The organism is Stenotrophomonas sp. 63632_Sma (genome assembly GCF_056482875.1).
Genome location: NZ_CM151220.1, coordinates 1986834 through 2004678 on the forward strand (window position 1 = coordinate 1986834; position 17845 = coordinate 2004678).

Sequence of the window (17845 nt, forward strand, 5' to 3'; positions counted from 1 at the left end):
TCTGCCGCAGTCCGTCCGCAGAAGTGATGCTGCGGCAGGCGGTCGAGGGTAGGGGCATCCAGGTGTCCTCCGCGGGTCTCGGTGCGCTGGTTGGGCACGGCATTGATGCCACGGCGCAGGAGCTGCTGGTCGAGCAGGGCATGGATGGCCTGGCCCATCGCGCGCGCCAGATCGATGACGCCATCCTGGGAGCCGCTGACCTGGTGCTGACCATGGAGCGCAAGCACGTGCGCCGCATCGCCGAGATCGCGCCGCAGGCGTCCGGAAAGACCTTCCTGCTGGGCAAATGGCAGCAGGATCGGGAGATTCCCGATCCGTACCGCCAGCAGCGCCCGGCGTTCGAGCATGTCTACAAGTTGATGGCCGAGGGTGTGGAGAGCTGGGCGCGGCACCTCTGAAGTCCGCTGCGAACTCCTGTCCTGCAACTCTTTTCCCGCATTGAAGATTCCCAATCCATGACCACTGAAGCCCGTACCTCCGCACCGGAAGACAGCGACGAGATCGATCTGCGCCAGCTGCTTGGAACCTTGATCGACTACAAGTGGTGGATCGTCGGCATTACCGGGCTCTTCTTCGTGGTTGCGGTGGCCTATGCGTTGCTGGCCACGCCGATCTATCGCGCGGATGCAATCGTCCAGGTTGAATCGAAGGTGCCTTCGTTGCCAGGCCTGTCGGATATCAGCCAGTCGCTGGGCATGGGCACTGGATCTGCAGAGGCAACCACCGAGATCGCACTGATTACTTCACGTGCGGTGGTCGGCAGCGCAGTCGATGCGTTGAAGCTGGATATCACCATCGAGCCCAATCGCTTCCCGCTGCTGGGCGGCTATGTCGCGCGCAAGGCGGAGCGTGCCGATCCGGACGCTCTGGCTGATGTTCGCTTTGGCATGAGCCGTTTCGGCTGGGGCGGCGAGAGGCTGGAGATCTTCCAGCTGGACGTGCCGCGCGCGCTGCTGGCACGACCGATGACTCTGGTGGTCGGCGAGAACAGCAGCTATGAACTGTTCGACGAAGACGACAATCTTCTGTTGAAGGGACAGGTCGGCAAGGTCGCCAGCGGAAAGGGGGTGACCGCGCAGGTTGCCGAGATGCGGGCGCATCCGGGCATGCGCTTCGAAGTGTCGCGCCAGCGCCATCTGACGGTCATCAACGACCTGCAGAAGGACATTGCCGTGAGCGAGTCCGGCAAGGACTCTGGCATCCTCACCCTGGCCTATGAGAGTGCCGACCCGGTCCTGGCGCAGAACTTCCTGCAGCAGGTGGCACAGGCTTACGTCCGCCAGAACGTCGAGCGCAATTCGGCCGAGGCCTCTGCGCAGCTGACCTTCGTCAAGGAGCAGCTGCCCAATGTCCGCAACCAGGTGGATGCGGCGCAGAAGGCGCTGAGTGCCTACCAGACACGTGCCAACTCCGTGGATCTGACCCTGCAGACCAAGGGCCTGCTGGATCAGGAAGTGGCCGTGGAAACCAGCATCCAGCAACTTCGCCTGCAGCAGGCGGAGATGGACCGCAAGTTCACCCGCGACCACCCGGCCTACCAGGCGCTGATGCGCCAGATCGGCGAGCTTGAGGGGCGCAAGAGCAACTTCCAGGGGCAGGTCAAGCAGCTTCCGGAAGCGCAGCAGGAGTTGCTGCGCCTGACCCGCGACCTCCAGGTCAGCAATGAGATGTATACCGGCATGCTGAATCAGGCGCAGCAGCTGGACGTGGCCCGTGCGGGCACCGTCGGCAATGTGCGCATCGTCGATGCTGCCGAAGTCGATGCCACTACGCCGGTCAAGCCGCGCAAGGCGGTGGTGGTGCTGATCGGTACCGTCCTGGGCGCGTTCCTGTCGGTGGCGCTGGTACTGCTGAAGCAGTTGCTCAATCGCGGCGTGGAAGACCCCGCGCAGATCGAAGAGCTGGGTCTCCCGGTATATGCCTCGATTCCGGTGAGTACGCAGCAGCAGACCGATTCGGTCCGCGGCAAGTTCCGCGCCGACGGCAAGTTGCATCTGCTGGCGGTGAAAGACCCGGCCGACCTGGCCATCGAAGCGGTGCGCAGCCTGCGCACGAGCCTGCACTTCGCGCGTCTGGAGGCCAAGAACAACATCGTGCTGATCTCTGGCGCGAGCCCCAACGCCGGCAAGACATTCGTGTCCTCCAACCTCGCGGCGGTGATCGCGCAGGCCGGGCAGCGCGTGCTGATCATCGACGCCGACATGCGCAAGGGAACCCTGCACAAGGCGTTGGGTGCAGCGCAGACCCCGGGCCTGTCTGACCTTCTGGTGGGCAAGGTTGATCGTTCTCAGGTGGTGCGAAGCCTTCCGGGCTTGGACAATCTGAGCTTCATCGCGCGTGGCGACGTTCCGCCGAATCCGTCGGAACTGCTGATGCACGCCAACTTCACCGCGTTGCTGGAAGAGCTGGCACCGCAGTACGACCTGGTCATTGTGGATACGCCGCCGATCCTGGCCGTTACCGATGCTGCGATCATTGCCCATCACGCCGGTACCTGCCTGATGGTGGCGCGCTTTGGCCTCAACCAGGCGAAGGAGCTGGCGCTCGCCAAGCGCCGCTTTGAACAGAACAACGTGCGCATCAAGGGTGCGATCTTCAACGCGGTACAGCGTCGCGCTACGGGCTATTACAGCTACGGGTACTACGAGTACAAGTCGAGCAATCACTGAGTTTCAAGTGGGATTGGTTATCCAGAAGCTCGGTTGTGTGTGCAGCCATCTTTCTAGAATCGAATTTAAACCATGAAGATCGCGATTGCGGGCACTGGTTATGTCGGATTGGCAAATGCCATCCTGCTTGCCCAGCATAATTCTGTCATGGCGGTTGATATTAATGCAGCCAAGGTGGCGCAGATCAATGCCCGGATATCGCCGATCGAGGATCGCGATATTGAGCGATATCTGGCAACACGAGAGCTCGATCTTCATGCAACCCTGGATGCGCGGTCTGCCTATGGGAATGCCGATTATGTGGTGATTGCGACACCTACCGACTACGACGTTGCGACCAATCGCTTCAATACAGCTTCGGTCGAGTCGGTCATCGCCGCCGTGTTGGAGGTCAACCCCTCAGCGATCATGATTCTCAAGTCAACGGTACCTGTCGGCTTCACTGTATCGGCAAGGAAGCGTTTTTGTACGGAGAACATCATTTTTTCGCCCGAATTTCTGCGCGAAGGCAAGGCGTTGTTCGACAATCTCCATCCTAGTCGTATTGTAATGGGCGAGGATAGCGACAGGGCGAGGGCTTTTGCAGGGCTTTTGCAAGGCGGGGCGGAAGCAACGGACATTCCCACCCTCTTCTGCGATTCAACTGAGGCAGAGGCAATCAAGCTATTTGCCAATACATATTTGGCAATGCGCGTCGCCTATTTCAACGAGCTTGATACGTATGCCGCTACCCATGGTCTGAGCTCCCGTCAGGTGATCGAGGGTGTCTGCATGGACCCGCGCATAGGTGGGCACTACAACAATCCATCATTTGGTTACGGAGGCTACTGCCTCCCCAAAGATACAAAGCAACTGCTTGCGAATTATCAGGATGTTCCCCAGAACCTGATTCGGGCAATCGTCGATTCCAACAGTACACGAAAGGACTTCATTGCGGATGAGATTCTTGCTCGCAGCCCGAAGGTTGTCGGCATCTACCGCCTCGCGATGAAGTCCGGGTCCGACAATTTTCGTGCATCGAGTATTCAGGGCGTCATGAAACGGCTGAAGGCGAAAGGCGTCGAGGTCATCGTATTTGAGCCGTTGCTACGAGAGGATGTGTTCTTCGGCTCGAAAGTGGTGCGAGATCTTGATGTGTTTAAGGTGCTTTCTGACGTGATTGTTGCAAATCGCGTAAATGATGAGCTCTACGACGTTTCGACCCGAACGTACTCTCGCGATTTGTTCGGGGCGGACTGACCAGTGCCGTCTTCCGATCGCGCGAGCGTAGCGGTGCTCTCGATTTTTACTCTACTGGGATCGGGTGCCGCGTTTACTACTCAGATTCTTATCGCTCGAGCATTAGGGCCTAGTGAATTTGGCATCTTTGCGTCGGCGCTGGCTACGGTCACCGCGGCCGCACCGCTGGCCGGATTTGGCGTGCAGTCCTTCTGGCTCCGCGTCTTTGGCGAAGAAGGTTGGGGGGCGCGGCGCTGGATGCCCGCTTCACTGCGATTTGGAATTTGGTCTACTTTCTCCGCGCTCTGTCTTGTCAGCGTGGTTGGGCTGTTGGCCGGTGCTTCAAGTCATGCCGGTGCGAGTCTACTGATTCTCCAGTTCCATCTGTTGTCGATGGCTTTTCTGGAGATCATCGGAACCCGCTTTTTGCTGGAAGAGCGCCCCCTTGCATTGATGCTCTGGCAGACGGCCCCCCAGTTCGCTCGACTGGGGTTGGTTTCGCTACTCTTGTGCAAGGTCGAAGGACTGGATGCCCAGGCAATGAGCTGGGCATTTGCTTTGGTTGCCGTGATCACGCTTGTCGCCGGTTGGCGCCATCTGAATAGTCTTGCACGAGGCGAAATCAAGCTGGTTGGTCATGGTCCAGCTGGACTGCTATCGGGCTCCATCGCCCAGTCAGAAGTCCCGAGAATGATCGAGGCGGGCAAGGGAGCTCTTCCCTACGGGTTGGGAGGGATCTTCTATCAGTTCTACTTCCAGGCCAGTATCGTCTCCCTCACCTATCTCCTTGGATCAGCAGCCGCTGGCACTTACGGCGCGGCCGCATCGATACTCATGGCTGTTTACATGGTGCCGAATGTCGTCTACCAGAAAATGATGTTGCCGAGGTTGCATCGGTGGGCAGCGCACTCTCAAGAGCGCTATCTTCAGGCTCACGCGCGTGGAGTCAAGTTGATGGCGGGGCTGGGGAGCCTAGCCGGGTTGGGTTGTGCGGTGACTTCGCCCTTTGTCATTCCGCTGATTTTCGGCGATCAGTATGGGCAGGCGGGTATTTTGCTTTCAGGGTTGTCTGTCGCAATCCCTTTGCGATTTGTCTCCATTTCAGTTGGGGCGTCGCTTTCGCTTGACTGCTTTGTGCGACCAAAGGTTGCCGCTATGTTTGCCGTAGCCGCAATTTGCGTCGGCCTTAATCTCATTTGCATTCCAGTTCTCGGATTATGGGGCGCAGTACTTTCTACTGTCGCAGGTGAGGCTACGTTGGTCGCATTCTATCTGTGGTTGGCGCGGACTTTGCGTCCTGGTTGGGGTTCGCAATGATAGTTTTTGCTCTCTATGCCCTGAAAGCACGTGGTGATGCTGGGGCCAGTGGCGGCCATGTTTCGAACATGCAGCTGATAGTCGATGCCTCCCGCGCGGGTCAGTGTATGGTCATTGCGCCAAATCTCTCAAAAAATGTCATCACATTGCTTGAGGGGCATGGCATCAGGTATCTGACGGCGCTTTTCCCGGAGAAGGGATTTTCTTCCCGGGTTCGAAAGCGCACATGGATCAAGGCGCAGCTTGACGATGTGCTGAGTAGTAGCGGGGTGCGTGTCGTACTTTCCACAAATGGCGTTTCGGATATCGTCTACTCCTTGCTGATGAAGAGGAGTGTTGGCGCTGCGCATGTGATCATTACTCGAGCATTCGAAGATCTCTATTACAGCCAGCATCACGGTGGAGCGATTGCACGACTCAAAGCGCTCGCTTTCGACGTCGCAGGAATGGGTCGGGTGCGACGGGCGTATCGATCAGCCGATAGGGTGATAACCAACAGCCGCTTTATGCAGAGGCTGGTTGGTAATTACTTCGGAATTCCTCGTGATCGCATATCTGTACTCTATCCGCCACTCTCTGGTAAGTGCCATAGCTACATTCAGCCCCGTGCCGAGCTGCATGTAGGCATGATCAACCCCTCAGCGCATAAAGGTGAGGATGTTCTGACTGGGCTGGCGGCATCGCTGCCGAAAATTAAGTTCTTCTATTTTTCCGCAGCAGAGAAGAACTTTCGGCTGCCCAATCTTATTTATGGCGGCTGGAAATCCCATGTTGAGGATATTTTTTCCTCGATCGATGTTCTGCTTGTGCCGTCCCGGTGGCATGAACCGCTTGGTCGAGCCGCGATAGAGGCCTTGTCGCACGGTCGTCCAGTGCTTGTAAGCAATCGAGGGGGACTGCCGGAAACCGTTGATCCCTACTTTGTGGTGCTCGACGATAGTGTTGAGTCGTGGGGAGCTGCGCTGAAAAAGATCAGCGGCGATCCGGAGCAGTGTCGCGATGCCTGGGGGCGGTCGGCCCTAGGGTTGGACAGATTCAGCGAGCGAGTGCACGCGAAGACGGTGACCGACATTATCAAGGAAGTGACATCGTGATTGACAAGAAGATTCACTACTGCTGGTTTGGCGGGAAACCGCTGCCTGCAATGTATGAGCGCTGTGTCGATAGCTGGAATGCGTGGCTTCCGGACTTTGAAATCGTGCGGTGGGACGAATCCAATACGGTGATTGACACGCCATTTTTGAAGTCATGCTACGCGCGAAAAGAGTGGGCATTTCTCTCGGATTACGTGCGATTGCGTGTCGTACACAGTCAGGGAGGGGTATATCTTGATGCTGATGTCGAAGTCATCAAGAACATGGAGCCTCTCCTGGACTGTGAGATGTTCATAGGTGAAGAGTCCCGAGGTAGGGCAACCACAGGGGTGTTTGGTGCCGTTAAGGGGCACGCTTTTATGCGTGCATGCATGGACTTTATCGATGAGCGGCATGAGGCAAAACGGCCATACATGATTGCTCCGGAGGTGGCCATGGAGGCGCTGCGGACGATTTCGAAGGATGGAGTGCGTGTCCTTCCGCCAAACTACTTCTATCCATACAATCCGTATGATAGGGGGTCTGCTACCAAGGAACTGATGTTCCAAGACATTACTCCAGACACTTTTGCTATTCATCACTGGGGTAAGTCCTGGCGGCAGAACATTTTCAGTCGAGTAATTAAGAAGGTGGAGAAGAAGTTGTGGAAGTAGAGGGAGCTCGTTCCCTTCGGGCAGGAAAGGGGCTTGACGGAAGGCTTCACACCTTCGTCAATCCATATTCCTACCGCGTTTTGCGGAAACTGCGGCCTGATGTTCTTCGAGGGGAAGCCTTCTTAGTTCATTTTGATGGTATTTCTCTAGCCCTACTTGCACGGGTTTGCGGAGGGCGAACAGTTCAACGGGAGAGTTTCGACGACACGTCGCTGGCTCCGGTTGTCTTTTCCGAGTGTGTCTCGCATGGCCTGAGTGTGGCGCTGATCGGATCGTTGCCAGGCGTCGCTGCATCGGCTGCTGATCATTTAATGAGGCGTTATCCAGCGTTGAATGTCAAGTTCGTCTCTGATGGCTACTTTCCAGAAGAGATGTTATCGGAGGTTCTGGCCCGAGCTGCTCAATGCGATGTTGTTATCTGCAGTATGGGGACTCCGCACCAAGAGGACCTTTTGCTTAAGCTTAGGGCGTACGCTTGGAAGGGCACTGGATACACTTGCGGCGGATACCTTGATCAACTAGTTGGGAGTGAAGGGGTTAGCTACTACCCGCTCCTGATGGACAAATTGAATCTTCGTTGGTTATATAGAATATGGAAGGAGCCCAGGAGGCTTATTCCTAGATACGCTATTGACTATCCGGTTGGATTGGTTGCGTTCATTTTGGATAGGGTTTATTTTCGATAGAATTTTCTCGCCTTCGATTCGCTTGGAGTTTTTGTTGTGGGCTTCGGGGGGGGGTAGTGGTGCTAATGCTTGGGAACTCGCAATGATTAATGCGCGCGTTGGTTTTGCGGAGAAGTTGTGCTTCTATTCTCTTATTGCCTTGGGGGTGGTAGGGCTTTTTAGCCCGTTCTCGTACAACTATTTGCCCGCAGGACCAATTTTTGAGGTCGTGCTTGTCCTTGCTGCATTAATCGTTTTTCGATTGCCGAAACGCTCGGTTGTTGCTTTCTTCATTGCGTCAGTCGCCTATGTTTTTGGTTCGTTCGTGGTGATGGGTCTGTATAAACCTGCGCACCCTCTCGATTTTGCGCAGGCTTACAAGGCCTTCTTCTACGTGATTCCTTTGTGCCTTTTCTATAAGTCAGATGTATTTTCTAGGAAGGTTGCGGTACGTGTTCTTAAATTTCTTCTTGTGGCATTTTTGATTAAGTATTCATACTCAATAGTTATGAACTTTACTCCTAGAATGGGGTCGAGGCCGGGAATATATGTGGAAAATAATTTTGAGTTGATATTTATTATTCTTTATTTCTTTGTGGTTAGGGGTGATCTGGGTCGGAGAATGACCTATTGGTTTTTGGTTCTATTGGCTATCGTTGCTCTGTCTGGTTCACGAAGTTCGGTTCTCGCACTGCTTGTACTTTTCTATGGGCTGTACCTAAATAGGCTAAGTCTCAAAACCTTTTTTTACTTCGCAGGCATGTTGGCTCTTGGGGCGGTCGCGGCGGCTATCTTTTTCCTTCGGTCTGAGGGAGGGGGGGTTGAGTCGATTGATAGATATAACTTTATGATGGTGTTCGTGAATGAGGTTTCGAGTTGGCCATCTTGGAAGTTTCTAGTTGGAAGCATGCCGCTGACGCCGCTATCTAGTGCGGCTTGCGGGAGGCTGGCCTTCTATGATGATTTATTTAGTTTCGCGGGTGATGGGCGCTGTTATTCCGTAATTTTGCACTCCTATTTCCTTCGAGTTGTTTTTGATCATGGAATCATTGGTCTCGCTTTCCTTTTGTGGTTTATGTGGCGCGCGCTGAGGAATAGTGGGTATTCAAAGAATGATGTTGCAGTGTTTAGTGGGATAGTTTGCAGTTCTGCACTTTCGGTTTCGGCAATGAATAGTGTGTTTGTGGCTCTCGCTCTCGCATTGGCGCTGGGCCTTCGCAAGGCGCCAGTTTTGAGTTCTAGCCGTTATGCGGTTCCAGGCTAAATGAGTTTGATGGACAGTATCCGTGGTGGAATGAGGCCTTTCGGCTGAGGTTTTGCTTTCCGTGAAGAAGGCCGCGACGAGTAAAGTGAAAGACGTACAGGTTGAGCGATGCGCCGCCCGAGGCAAGCCGACTCTGGTCCTGGATATCATTCAGGGCTAGCCTGTCGGTTGCCAGACCGGCTGGAACTAGGCTGATCTAGTGCTCCGTTGAGAGTCGTTCCTAATCCGCTCAGACAACGGCCTAGTGTTCACCAGTCGCGATTACACCCGGCTGGTGCGCAGCTACGGCCTGAAGCTGGAGTTCATCACCCCGCAGTGCCCACAGCAGTACGGAATGGTGGAACGTTTGATCAGGACACTGAAAGAGCAATGCGTGCGCAGGCATCACTTTGCCCATGCGCTGCAGGTGATCGCTGACTGGATCGCCTTTTACGGCCAGCAGCGCCCACATCAGGCACTGAAGATGATGACCCTGGATGCGGCCTTTGCGGCTACATTGACCGCATGACCTGAGCAGAAACCGGTGGGTCATTACATTGGCGCGCTAAGTCTGAGAGCTTGCACATGCAGTCCCACCTAGGGTGGCTTCGCCGACTAGAATTTGATTGAGGTCGAGCCCTCGTCTGGCTATCGCATTCTTGGCTGGGTGACGTAAGGCTGTTGGGGGCCTTGGCGTCACATCAGCGATAGGCCACCGAACTGTGGGTGAAGTTGGGGGGGGATTGCAGGACTGAGCTTGGCGCGGGCGTTCGATTGTGGCGCGCGTTGGTTGCTGGGTCAGCGGCTCCTGCGAACTGGTAAAGCGAGCGCCACTTTTTCGCTATTCGCTGCTTCGCTCAATCCGCAATCGACCGGATGTTGTCGTAGAAAAGTCGATCTTCACGCTCGCCGGTAATGCTATAGAGCGAGTACTTCCGTCTCATCATTGCGCCGCCATCCCTGATAAGGGGGGCCCAGTTGATGGTTGCGCTGCCGCGGGTGGAGCGAGGAAGAATGCTGTCAAACGGTATGCTGAAGTAGATTCCCTTGTCGAAGCTGCCCTCCCCGAAGTCCCTTGCAGACATGTCGGTTTTCGTAACATAGGCCCCCATGCTCATGCCATTGTCGAAAATCCGCGCGACATTGATCGTGGCGCCGTAGTCGCCGGCCAGATACCGTCCTGCCGAGAGAGAGCCAACGACTCGTTCCTGTGCGTCAAACGAGTAGTAAAGTGTGGCGTGGCCCGTGGTAATTCGGTAATCACGCAAACCAAAATGCTGATTGAAATCACGCTGGCGCAGGTGGTTCAAATTGGCGCCAACTGCCCATGATTCACCCATCGGTCGATAGAGAAGCTCGCCGCCCACACCGGCATACATCCACTCAAGATAGCCGGCGTACGCAATGCCGTAGAGGTCTTTGCCAAGTCGGCCTGCAATGTTGAACTGCAGGTTGGGCATTGTTAGGTCGGATGTATTCAAGTACCTGCGGATATCAGTTCGTACTCGCGGGACATTGCTCGGGGCATCGTAGCGGAATTTGTCGTAATTGTTGATGACGTTCGCGCTCAGCGAACCTGTCAGCCATACGTTTGGACGGAAGAATATGCTCCCGCTTGCATTGGCAGAAACCTGATACAGGATGAACCCATCCGGGCCGCCGAGATTCTGTCGATACCCAAAGCTGAAGCCGCCTCCCCAGGGGCGGCTTCCTGCCTGATAGAGGGTATCGGTCCGGATGGCGGTGGGCGCGCTGATCTCGGTACTGCGTCGAAGGTCATCTTCGCTTGCAGCCCCTTGCAGATACGCCTCGATGGTCTCTCGCTTGATCGACATGTCTACGGTTGGCATGCCCAGACGTGTCGTCCGGAATGTGTACCAGTCGTAGCTGTCGTCAAGCGTATTGCCAAGAATGCGCGCAGCGCGGCCCATGCCCTTGGCTGCGCTGGCGTAGCGATTCTGATAGCCATCGATCACCAGCTCGCTGCCGCGGCGGGAAATGCTGTCTACGCGGAATCCAGCGTTCTCGTCAATGTCGCCAGCGACGGACTTCCAATCCGGTTGCGTCGCACTTGATGCTCCTTGGTTCGCTAGCGCGCTCCGGTCAATCCTTGTGGGAGGTGGATCGAAGGGCTTAGGTGCAGAGGGGGCATGACCGGGATTCCCGCGCAGGGTCAATGAAAACATGGCCGCCTCACCACGCTCCCAAGCCGCTGTGAGTTCCACATTTCGATTTGGCGCGTAGACCAATCCGATGTTCACCGGCGTACTTTGCTTGAGGTTGTTGCGTCGCGGTTCGCGCCTGTAATCATTGCCGTCATACTCGACCTTGACTAGCAGGGGATCCCACGGTGTTTGGTAGGTGATGCCGCCAAAGATGCCTACTGGGCCTTTGAACATGTTGCTCACCCCGAACTTGCCGGCGTCATTGATATTGCTTCCGGCGATAGGCCGGCGCTCCTTGAAGCGATCATCGATTGCTCCTAGAGGGTTCGAAAAGTCGCCGCGATTGCCAATGTAGCCGGTTGCCAGGCCAACGGATGCATCAATAGGGCCGAAATTCTTGCTCGCGACCAAGTACTCGCTGGAGAAGAAGCCCGTGCCGCCCAGATCACGCACGCCGAAGGCAAGATCTGGCGTCCAGCGCGTTTCGCGCCAGAATCGCACCTTGAAATCGATCGACTTGTCCTTGTAGTTCTGGTCACCGCTGAGGCTGGTTTCCCCGTATCGCAGGTTGGAGACGTTGATGTATCGGAACGAGCCTTCCAGCCAAGAGAATGGCTGCAGCGTCAGGTTGTATCGACTGTACGGAGAATTGTGTGATGCAGTGAACGCGATATCCCCATCCTCGGCCATGCGTGCTGTCGGTGTCTGCAGCAAGCCGATGCCACCCCATTCGCTGGCAGTCGGGGGCGGAGCCTGTTGTGCATGCAGTTCGGCTGCCAGCGACAGGGCGAGCAGCGACAGGGCGAAGGCGGTAGGGCGCGTAGCGCCGGCGGAAGAGAGGGTGGAGCGAATCACGGTTGCAGGGCCTGGGTAGCGATGAACGCCGCGAACTCGGCATTGAAGGTGCTGTCGACTGCAGCGACGGCGTGCTGGCGCAGTGGCACGAAGATGACGCCGCCAGGGGCGACTGGCTGCGGATCGGAGCGGTTCCATAGCGCGATGCCAATCTTCTGGACAGTCATGTCTGGCTGTACCACATAGAGTTCATCACGGTCTGCCGCAGGTGTGACAGCACATTCGCGCAGGTATTCATGCGCATCACGCAGCGGCTGATGAGTCAGCTCACAGGTTGATTCCACCGCACCCACTACGGTGATCGTGGCAGGTCGGCGAGGAGCGATCAGTACATCTTCCTGTTCCAGCACCGGGTCGCTGCCCGCCTGAACCTGCATCAGTCGCATGTCGTTGACGGGCAGTCGTATGCGACCCGATGCCGGATGGTCCTGCAGCCAACGAGAAAGCCCGGTTGCTGCGTCTGCGATCTGCGGATCCTGATGCTCCTCAAGTAAGTCGAGGTCGTGTTGCAGACCCGCACGCAGTCGAACCTGCTGCAGGCGTGCATGCGGCCGATACAGCGCCAATGCGGGCAGATAGGCGTCTGCAGTGGGTTGCGTGGTTGCGAGAAGCCGGGAAAGCCGGGTGCCGACAGCCACCGTGTAGCTTCCCGGTGCAGACAGTGCTCCATCAGCGACGACCTCAAGATTGCCGGGCGCCGGCGATTTGTTGGCCAGGGCAGGACCAGCAGCCAGCAACGCTGCCAGCAGCGGCAAGAATCGAAATCCCATGGTCAGTCCTTTGCGGCGCGGTAAGGTTTGAGCTGCACCAGCTCCACTGTGTAGGAGGGTCCCAGCTGCTGCCGGCTCTTCCAGATAAAGCCTGTGCTGGGATCCGCCCAGTAGATGTTGTGCGCATGGAAGCCGCCTTCGATGCGCTCATCAAAGCGAATCAACGACCGTTCCTTGCCGAGGATGCTCACCGACTCGATACCGCCACGCGTGAGGGTGCCGGTGGCCCTGACCCCCATACGGTAGCCAGGAATCCAGTCGTACTCGCGCTGTACAGTGGTGGTGCTGTTGAGCGCATGCAATCTGGTAAAAGGCGAGGCTCCTGCGATGCGCGCCTGAATCTGCCGGTCTGAGCTCGAAACGCCCGTTACCAGGCCTGTGTCGTCGAGTTGGAATACCGCGTTGCTTCCGGCGTACCAGCTCTGGCGCCCCCCGTCGACGTAACCCAACACCATCACGGCAGTCAGGTCGGGGGCTTTCAACTGCGCCTGTGGGAAGCGGTTCGCGGCGACCTGTTCAGGAGTAGCTGTCACCTGTCGCTTCAGCAGCAGGCGAAAGGAATCGCTGGTCGCACGGCTGGCCGTTGTGCAGCCTGCCAGCAGAGCCAGCGTGGAGAGGGTCATCATCCAATGGAGGGCGCGCCGCAATCTGCGGCGCGCCAAGAGCACATCCATGCGCATCATGTCACTTGTTCCCGACTTCGTTCTCCGTGCGGGCGGCGGTGTACAGGATGTTCGTGAATGGCAACAGCTGGTTCACGAAGCGGTTCCAGCGCGTGACGCCGGCCGCGCCAACAAAAACCACGTCGCCGGGCTGCAGCATGAACTGGCTGCCAATCGCAAAGGCAGCCGGTGAACGAGCTTCGAGCTGATAGACAGTGGAAGGCACTGACTCCAGATCCCTGCTGCCACGGATCACATAGACTGCATTACCGGCTGAGGTCTCCTGGGTCAGTCCGCGGGCGCGGCCGAGTGCCTGGTTCAGTGACACGTCGCCGGTGCGGAAGCTGTAGGCGCCAGGAAGATTGACTTCACCGACTACGAAAATTTCCTTTCGATCCAAGTAGGGGATGAAGATTGAATCCCCGTCCTTCAGGAACAGCTGGCGGCCGCCATGCTGGGTGGCCAGTGTTTCCAGATTGATCGTATAGGTGGCACCGGCGCGGCTGAGGCGGACGCCGGACAGGTCAGCTTGATTGACGTTCAAGCCACCCTGACTGATGGCGTCAGCCAAAGTCAGCGGCGAGGTACCAAGTGCAATCGGGGCTGAGCGCTCGGCAGCGCCCGTGACCCATACGCGCTGGCTACCGTAGGTAAGGATGGAAACGTCGACTTGGGGCGATTCGATGTACTGCGCCAGTCGTCGGCTGATTTCCTCGCGCAGGGCAACCGGAGTCTTGCCCTTGGCCTGAACCTTACCGATGTAGGGGTAGAACAGTGAGCCGTCGCTCTGCACCAGTCGTCCGGCAAGATTGCCCTGCTGCTGCGAGCCGGCGGGAACAGTCAGTTCCGGATGATCCCAGACGGTGATATACAGAATGTCGCCAATACCAACCGTGTATTCCGGTGGCTGGTAGTCAAACAGTTCCGAGGGAAGGACCTGTTCACTCTGCGTTGCTCGATCCATGGCGATGAGCTTGGGCGTGATGGTGATCAGCTCAAGCTGGCGGTCGTCGCTCTGGCGGCCGCGCGAGACATCGCTTTGGCGCAGGTGCTGGCCGGGGGCCAGCAGGCAGCCGGACAGGGTGGCGGTTGCCAGTAGAGCAGCCGCGAGACAGGTCAACTTCTTGGTCATGGGAGTAAGAAAATTCGACAGGCATAAAAAACCCTCGCCAAGCAGTTGCCCGGCGAGGGCTTGAAACCGGAAACGGTTGGATCAGCGGCCAGTGCCGCCAGTGCCGCCAGTACCACCCGTGCCGCCGGTGCCACCGGTGCCCGGCTCTTCCGGATTACCCGGGTCACTGCCCGGATCGCTTGGGCCACTGGTGCTGTCACCGGCGACGCTGTACAGCACGGCGCCAGCAGCAACGGCGATGACGCTGGTGCCGACAATGGCGGCGGTCGACAGGCCTGCGGCCTCGGTGCCCGCTACAGCGGCGGTGGTGCCTTCTGCGGCGGCTTCCGTTGCCGGAACCTCCTGAGCGAACACCGGGGAGGACAGACCCAGCAGGGCCAGGGCGGCAATCATCTTCTTCATCTACGGGGTCTCCTACTCCGTGAGGTAAATTTTTCCACGCGTATGGTGGCGAATAGTCATCTGCCCTGTCAAGGAAGGTGAAGGGCTTGTGCAAGCAAATCGACGGTCTTCAACTTCAGTCGTTGGTCTCGAGGCAGCCCTCCAAGGCCTCGGCAAGCGCTGTGACCAGCTGATGTGTGCGTAGATCTGGAAGGCAGAGTGGAAGGATGAGGCCGATGAGCACGGCAGAGGCCACGATCCGCCCGCTGGGGCGGTTGCACGGAGTTGTGGTGGAAAGCGCCCATGCGCCGCTGCCCAGCCCAAGCATCAGCCCGGCAATGACTTCCGAAAGGCTATGGGCATGCAGCGGGATTCGTGACCAGGCAATGGCGGTGGCCAACAGCGCGCCGATTACCAGGCCGATCGCCCGTGCGCGCTTGCCGGGGCCGGCAAGCAGTACACCAACGACCGGATAGACGACACTGGACATCGCGGCGTGCCCGGAGAAACCGGTGAAGTGCACGCTCTTGATGCCAATCCCCCAGCCCATGAAGGCCAGCTTTGAGGCAAGCGTGACGCCGGCGGTGACGGCGATGGCCAGCAGCCATCGCCATTTCAGGCGTGCGTCTGCACGGGGCAGGGTGATCAGTAGCACCAGGGCCATCGGCAGCAGCCAGCGGCTGTCGCCGAGGGCGGAGAGGGTTCGCCAGACGTCGGACATCCAGTTCACAACGGGTCGCGGCGGGCCAGCATATCTACTCCGAGGGCCCTGCAGAACGCCCCGCGCTTGGTCCATTCAGCCAGACGAGGTATCCTTTCCCGCTGCTAATGGCCCCGTAGCTCAGCTGGATAGAGCGTCCCCCTCCTAAGGGGAAGGTCGCCCGTTCGAATCGGGCCGGGGTCACCATCTTCCGCAGGCGCCTGGCAGCCGCACTCCGGGCTTCTACAACAACCCCAGCCCACCCAGCACCGCCTCCACCTCCTCGCGCTCACCGTCCCGCAGCCCCTGCAACGGCAACGGCAGGCAGTTCTCGCCGCACAGTCCCAGCAGTGCCGCCGCGCAGGCCATGACGCGAATCCCGCCGAACCGGTCATACAGGGACCACAGCGGCGCCAGCCGCGCAGACAGGGCAATAGCACCCTCTTCATCGCCACTACCCACGGCCCGCACGATCTGCAGCGCTACCTCGGGGAACAGCCCGGCGGTTACCGAATACCAGGCATCGCACCCCGCCAGCAGTCCACGCACCGCAGATGCGTCACCACTGACGCCCAGCGTCACATGTGCGGGAACGCACGCACGGAATGCCGTAACACGCGCGGCCGCATCGGCCGGATCATCAGCAAGGCGCGGAATCTTGATCGAAGCGATGTTGGGCAGCGCGGCGATCCGGCCATGCAGTGCATCGGTAAAGCGGAAATGCGTGGTGCCCGGATTGTCGTAGACGCAGATCGGCGTGCGCACCGCTGCGCATACTGTTTCGAACAGCGCTTGCACCTCGTGATCCTTCAGGGGCTGGTAGGACACGGGGGCGAGCAGCAGGCCTGCAGCACCTGCATCCTCGGCGTCCAGGGCCAGTTCCAGCACATCGCGGGTACGCAATGCACCGATGCCGGCGATTACCGGAACACCCCCGGCGTGCGCGAGCGCTTCGCGCAGCACGCGCTTGCGCTCGTGCTTCTCCAGATAGGCGTAGCTGCCAGTGGAGCCAAGCACGCCCATCGAATCAACACCGGAATCGGCCAGGCGCTCGATCAGTCCGGCAAACGCACGAAAGTCGATGCCGGCTTCAGAGAGCGGGGTCAGTGGAAACGCGCTGAGGCCTTTGAACATGGGATCTCCCGAAGGGGGAATGGGCTGGACGCCTGGAATTGTTTATTGTCCTATGACAAAACTCAAGTGTCGACACGCAGCGTGTCTAATCGCCACGAATGACGCACCATGCGGGTCATGAAACCAAACCTTTGCGCCGTCCAGCCTTCGCACTACGCCACCATTGCCGATTGGCTTGATTCCGCCGAGGTCACCCAGCGCTGGGCGGGCCCCGGCGTGCCGTTCCCCTTGCCGCCGGAACGGTTCGCGCAGGTGCTCGAACTCGGGCCGAGGCCTGGCTGGGCGCTGCTGGACGAGCAGGGCCAGTGCCTGGGCTTTGGCCAGTACTGGACGACCGACGCCGGCACCGCGCACCTGGGCCGCATCATTGTTTCCCCGCTGGCACGCGGGCGCGGCCTTGGCCGGCTGCTCATGCAGGCCTTGAGTGCACAGGCCATGCGCGAAGCCGGTGTGCAGCGCCTCACGTTGCGCGTCTATCGTGACAACACCGCTGCCGTGGCCCTGTATCGCGACCTCGGCTTCCAGCAGGTTGATGCGTCCTCGACGCCGGAACTTCTGTTCATGCAGCGCACGTCGGCCTGAACTTCGCTCATGCTGGCAAGGTGGCCTGCAGGGCAAACCATTGCTCGCGGGTGATGCGGCTGATGTGCTCGGTGCGGTAGTCGCCGAGGAAGCTGTTGAACTTGTTCACTTCGGTATGGTGATGCTGGAAACCGCATTTGCTCTGTGCGCTGAGCGATTGCAGGTTGTCAGCGAAGTAGCCGCACCACAGTGCGTCCAGTTCCAGCTGCATGAAGGCGTGCCGCATCACTTCGCGCACCGCTTCGGGCACCAGTCCGCGGCCCCAGTACGGAACGCCGATCCAGTAGGCGATCTCACCCTCTCGATCGCTGATCTCGAAGTTGCTGTCGGTGCCGATCAGGATGCCGACACAGCCGATCGCGTGGCCGTCCTCGCGGCTCTGCAGCGCGTAGACCTCTGGCCGGTTGAAGACGGTGCGGATGATTTCGGTACTTTCCTCAACGCTGGTGTGCACCGGCCAGCCGGCGATGGGGCCCACGCGCGGGTCGCGGGCGTACTCGTACAGATCGGCAGCGTCGGTGTCGCGCCAGGGGCGAAGGATCAAGCGTTCGGTGTGCAGCTGCATGTCAATTCCACGGGAACAAAGAGAGTGCACAGGCTAGGTC

Annotated in this window: 18 protein-coding genes and 1 tRNA gene; 11 read left to right on the forward strand and 8 right to left on the reverse strand. The window is 58.4% G+C overall.

Translation table 11 applies throughout. From position 1 onward, the window contains the following. The first annotated feature begins 26 nt into the window (after positions 1-26). The 9 genes from ACZK45_RS09245 (at position 27) to ACZK45_RS09285 (ending at position 9388) form a co-directional block, all read left to right on the forward strand. Complete coding sequence (locus ACZK45_RS09245; protein WP_019661368.1) at positions 27-398, forward strand: arsenate reductase/protein-tyrosine-phosphatase family protein; 372 nt, start codon at positions 27-29, stop codon at positions 396-398. A 57-nt stretch (positions 399-455) separates the two neighbouring features. Then, positions 456-2669 (forward strand): polysaccharide biosynthesis tyrosine autokinase, encoded by a 2214-nt coding sequence (locus ACZK45_RS09250; RefSeq protein WP_478445741.1) that lies wholly within the window; start codon positions 456-458, stop codon positions 2667-2669. 72 nt (positions 2670-2741) lie between these two features. Further along, complete coding sequence (locus tag ACZK45_RS09255) at positions 2742-3908, forward strand: nucleotide sugar dehydrogenase (protein ID WP_478445742.1); 1167 nt, start codon at positions 2742-2744, stop codon at positions 3906-3908. A gap of 33 nt (positions 3909-3941) precedes the next feature. Then, the gene (locus ACZK45_RS09260; RefSeq protein WP_478445743.1) at positions 3942-5204 is read left to right on the forward strand and encodes an oligosaccharide flippase family protein; all 1263 of its coding nucleotides are present in this window, start codon (positions 3942-3944) and stop codon (positions 5202-5204) included. A gap of 68 nt (positions 5205-5272) precedes the next feature. Continuing rightward, positions 5273-6298, forward strand: a complete 1026-nt coding sequence (locus tag ACZK45_RS09265; RefSeq protein ID WP_478445744.1) for a glycosyltransferase — start codon at positions 5273-5275, stop codon at positions 6296-6298. Beyond that, positions 6295-6951, forward strand: a complete 657-nt coding sequence (locus ACZK45_RS09270; RefSeq protein ID WP_154352451.1) for a glycosyltransferase family 32 protein — start codon at positions 6295-6297, stop codon at positions 6949-6951. The genes ACZK45_RS09265 and ACZK45_RS09270 overlap by 4 nt, the downstream gene beginning before the upstream one ends. Beyond that, positions 6942-7637, forward strand: coding sequence for a WecB/TagA/CpsF family glycosyltransferase (locus tag ACZK45_RS09275; RefSeq protein ID WP_478445745.1), 696 nt, complete (start codon positions 6942-6944; stop codon positions 7635-7637). The genes ACZK45_RS09270 and ACZK45_RS09275 overlap by 10 nt, the downstream gene beginning before the upstream one ends. Positions 7638-7719: 82 nt before the next feature. Continuing rightward, a complete protein-coding gene (locus ACZK45_RS09280; protein ID WP_478445746.1) occupies positions 7720-8880 on the forward strand; it encodes a hypothetical protein in 1161 nt (386 codons plus the stop codon). A 244-nt stretch (positions 8881-9124) separates the two neighbouring features. Then, positions 9125-9388, forward strand: coding sequence for an integrase core domain-containing protein (locus ACZK45_RS09285; RefSeq protein ID WP_229301217.1), 264 nt, complete (start codon positions 9125-9127; stop codon positions 9386-9388). 328 nt (positions 9389-9716) lie between these two features. Here the strand turns inward: ACZK45_RS09285 and ACZK45_RS09290 are convergent, their stop codons facing one another. From ACZK45_RS09290 to ACZK45_RS09315, 6 genes are all read right to left on the reverse strand, one after another. Next, positions 9717-11879, reverse strand: coding sequence for a YjbH domain-containing protein (locus ACZK45_RS09290; RefSeq protein ID WP_478445747.1), 2163 nt, complete (start codon positions 11877-11879; stop codon positions 9717-9719). Beyond that, complete coding sequence (locus ACZK45_RS09295; RefSeq protein WP_478445748.1) at positions 11876-12649, reverse strand: capsule biosynthesis GfcC family protein; 774 nt, start codon at positions 12647-12649, stop codon at positions 11876-11878. Before ACZK45_RS09295 ends, ACZK45_RS09290 begins: the two co-directional genes overlap by 4 nt. 2 nt (positions 12650-12651) lie before the next feature. After that, the gene (locus ACZK45_RS09300; protein WP_154352455.1) at positions 12652-13332 is read right to left on the reverse strand and encodes a YjbF family lipoprotein; all 681 of its coding nucleotides are present in this window, start codon (positions 13330-13332) and stop codon (positions 12652-12654) included. A gap of 1 nt (position 13333) precedes the next feature. Further along, positions 13334-14443 carry a polysaccharide biosynthesis/export family protein gene (locus ACZK45_RS09305; RefSeq protein WP_154352456.1) on the reverse strand — a complete coding sequence of 370 codons (1110 nt, stop codon included), beginning with the start codon at positions 14441-14443 and terminating at the stop codon, positions 13334-13336. An 81-nt stretch (positions 14444-14524) separates the two neighbouring features. Next, positions 14525-14845: a hypothetical protein gene (locus ACZK45_RS09310; RefSeq protein ID WP_478445749.1), complete on the reverse strand. Its 321-nt coding sequence runs from the start codon at positions 14843-14845 to the stop codon at positions 14525-14527. Between the two features lie 115 nt (positions 14846-14960). Continuing rightward, a complete protein-coding gene (locus tag ACZK45_RS09315) occupies positions 14961-15545 on the reverse strand; it encodes a phosphatase PAP2 family protein (RefSeq protein WP_478445750.1) in 585 nt (194 codons plus the stop codon). 109 nt (positions 15546-15654) lie between these two features. On the opposite strand from ACZK45_RS09315, the gene ACZK45_RS09320 reads away from it, so the two are divergent. Further along, positions 15655-15731: transfer RNA gene (locus ACZK45_RS09320), tRNA-Arg, on the forward strand. Between the two features lie 36 nt (positions 15732-15767). Here the strand turns inward: ACZK45_RS09320 and ACZK45_RS09325 are convergent. Then, entirely contained in the window at positions 15768-16658 is an 891-nt protein-coding gene (locus ACZK45_RS09325; RefSeq protein WP_478445751.1) for a dihydrodipicolinate synthase family protein, read from the reverse strand. A gap of 117 nt (positions 16659-16775) precedes the next feature. Between ACZK45_RS09325 and ACZK45_RS09330 the strand changes: the two genes are divergently transcribed. Then, on the forward strand, positions 16776-17240 hold the full coding sequence (locus tag ACZK45_RS09330; protein WP_478445878.1) for a GNAT family N-acetyltransferase: 465 nt from the start codon (positions 16776-16778) through the stop codon (positions 17238-17240). A gap of 7 nt (positions 17241-17247) precedes the next feature. Here the strand turns inward: ACZK45_RS09330 and ACZK45_RS09335 are convergent, their stop codons facing one another. Then, complete coding sequence (locus ACZK45_RS09335) at positions 17248-17805, reverse strand: GNAT family N-acetyltransferase (protein WP_132809997.1); 558 nt, start codon at positions 17803-17805, stop codon at positions 17248-17250. Positions 17806-17845 lie beyond the last annotated feature (40 nt).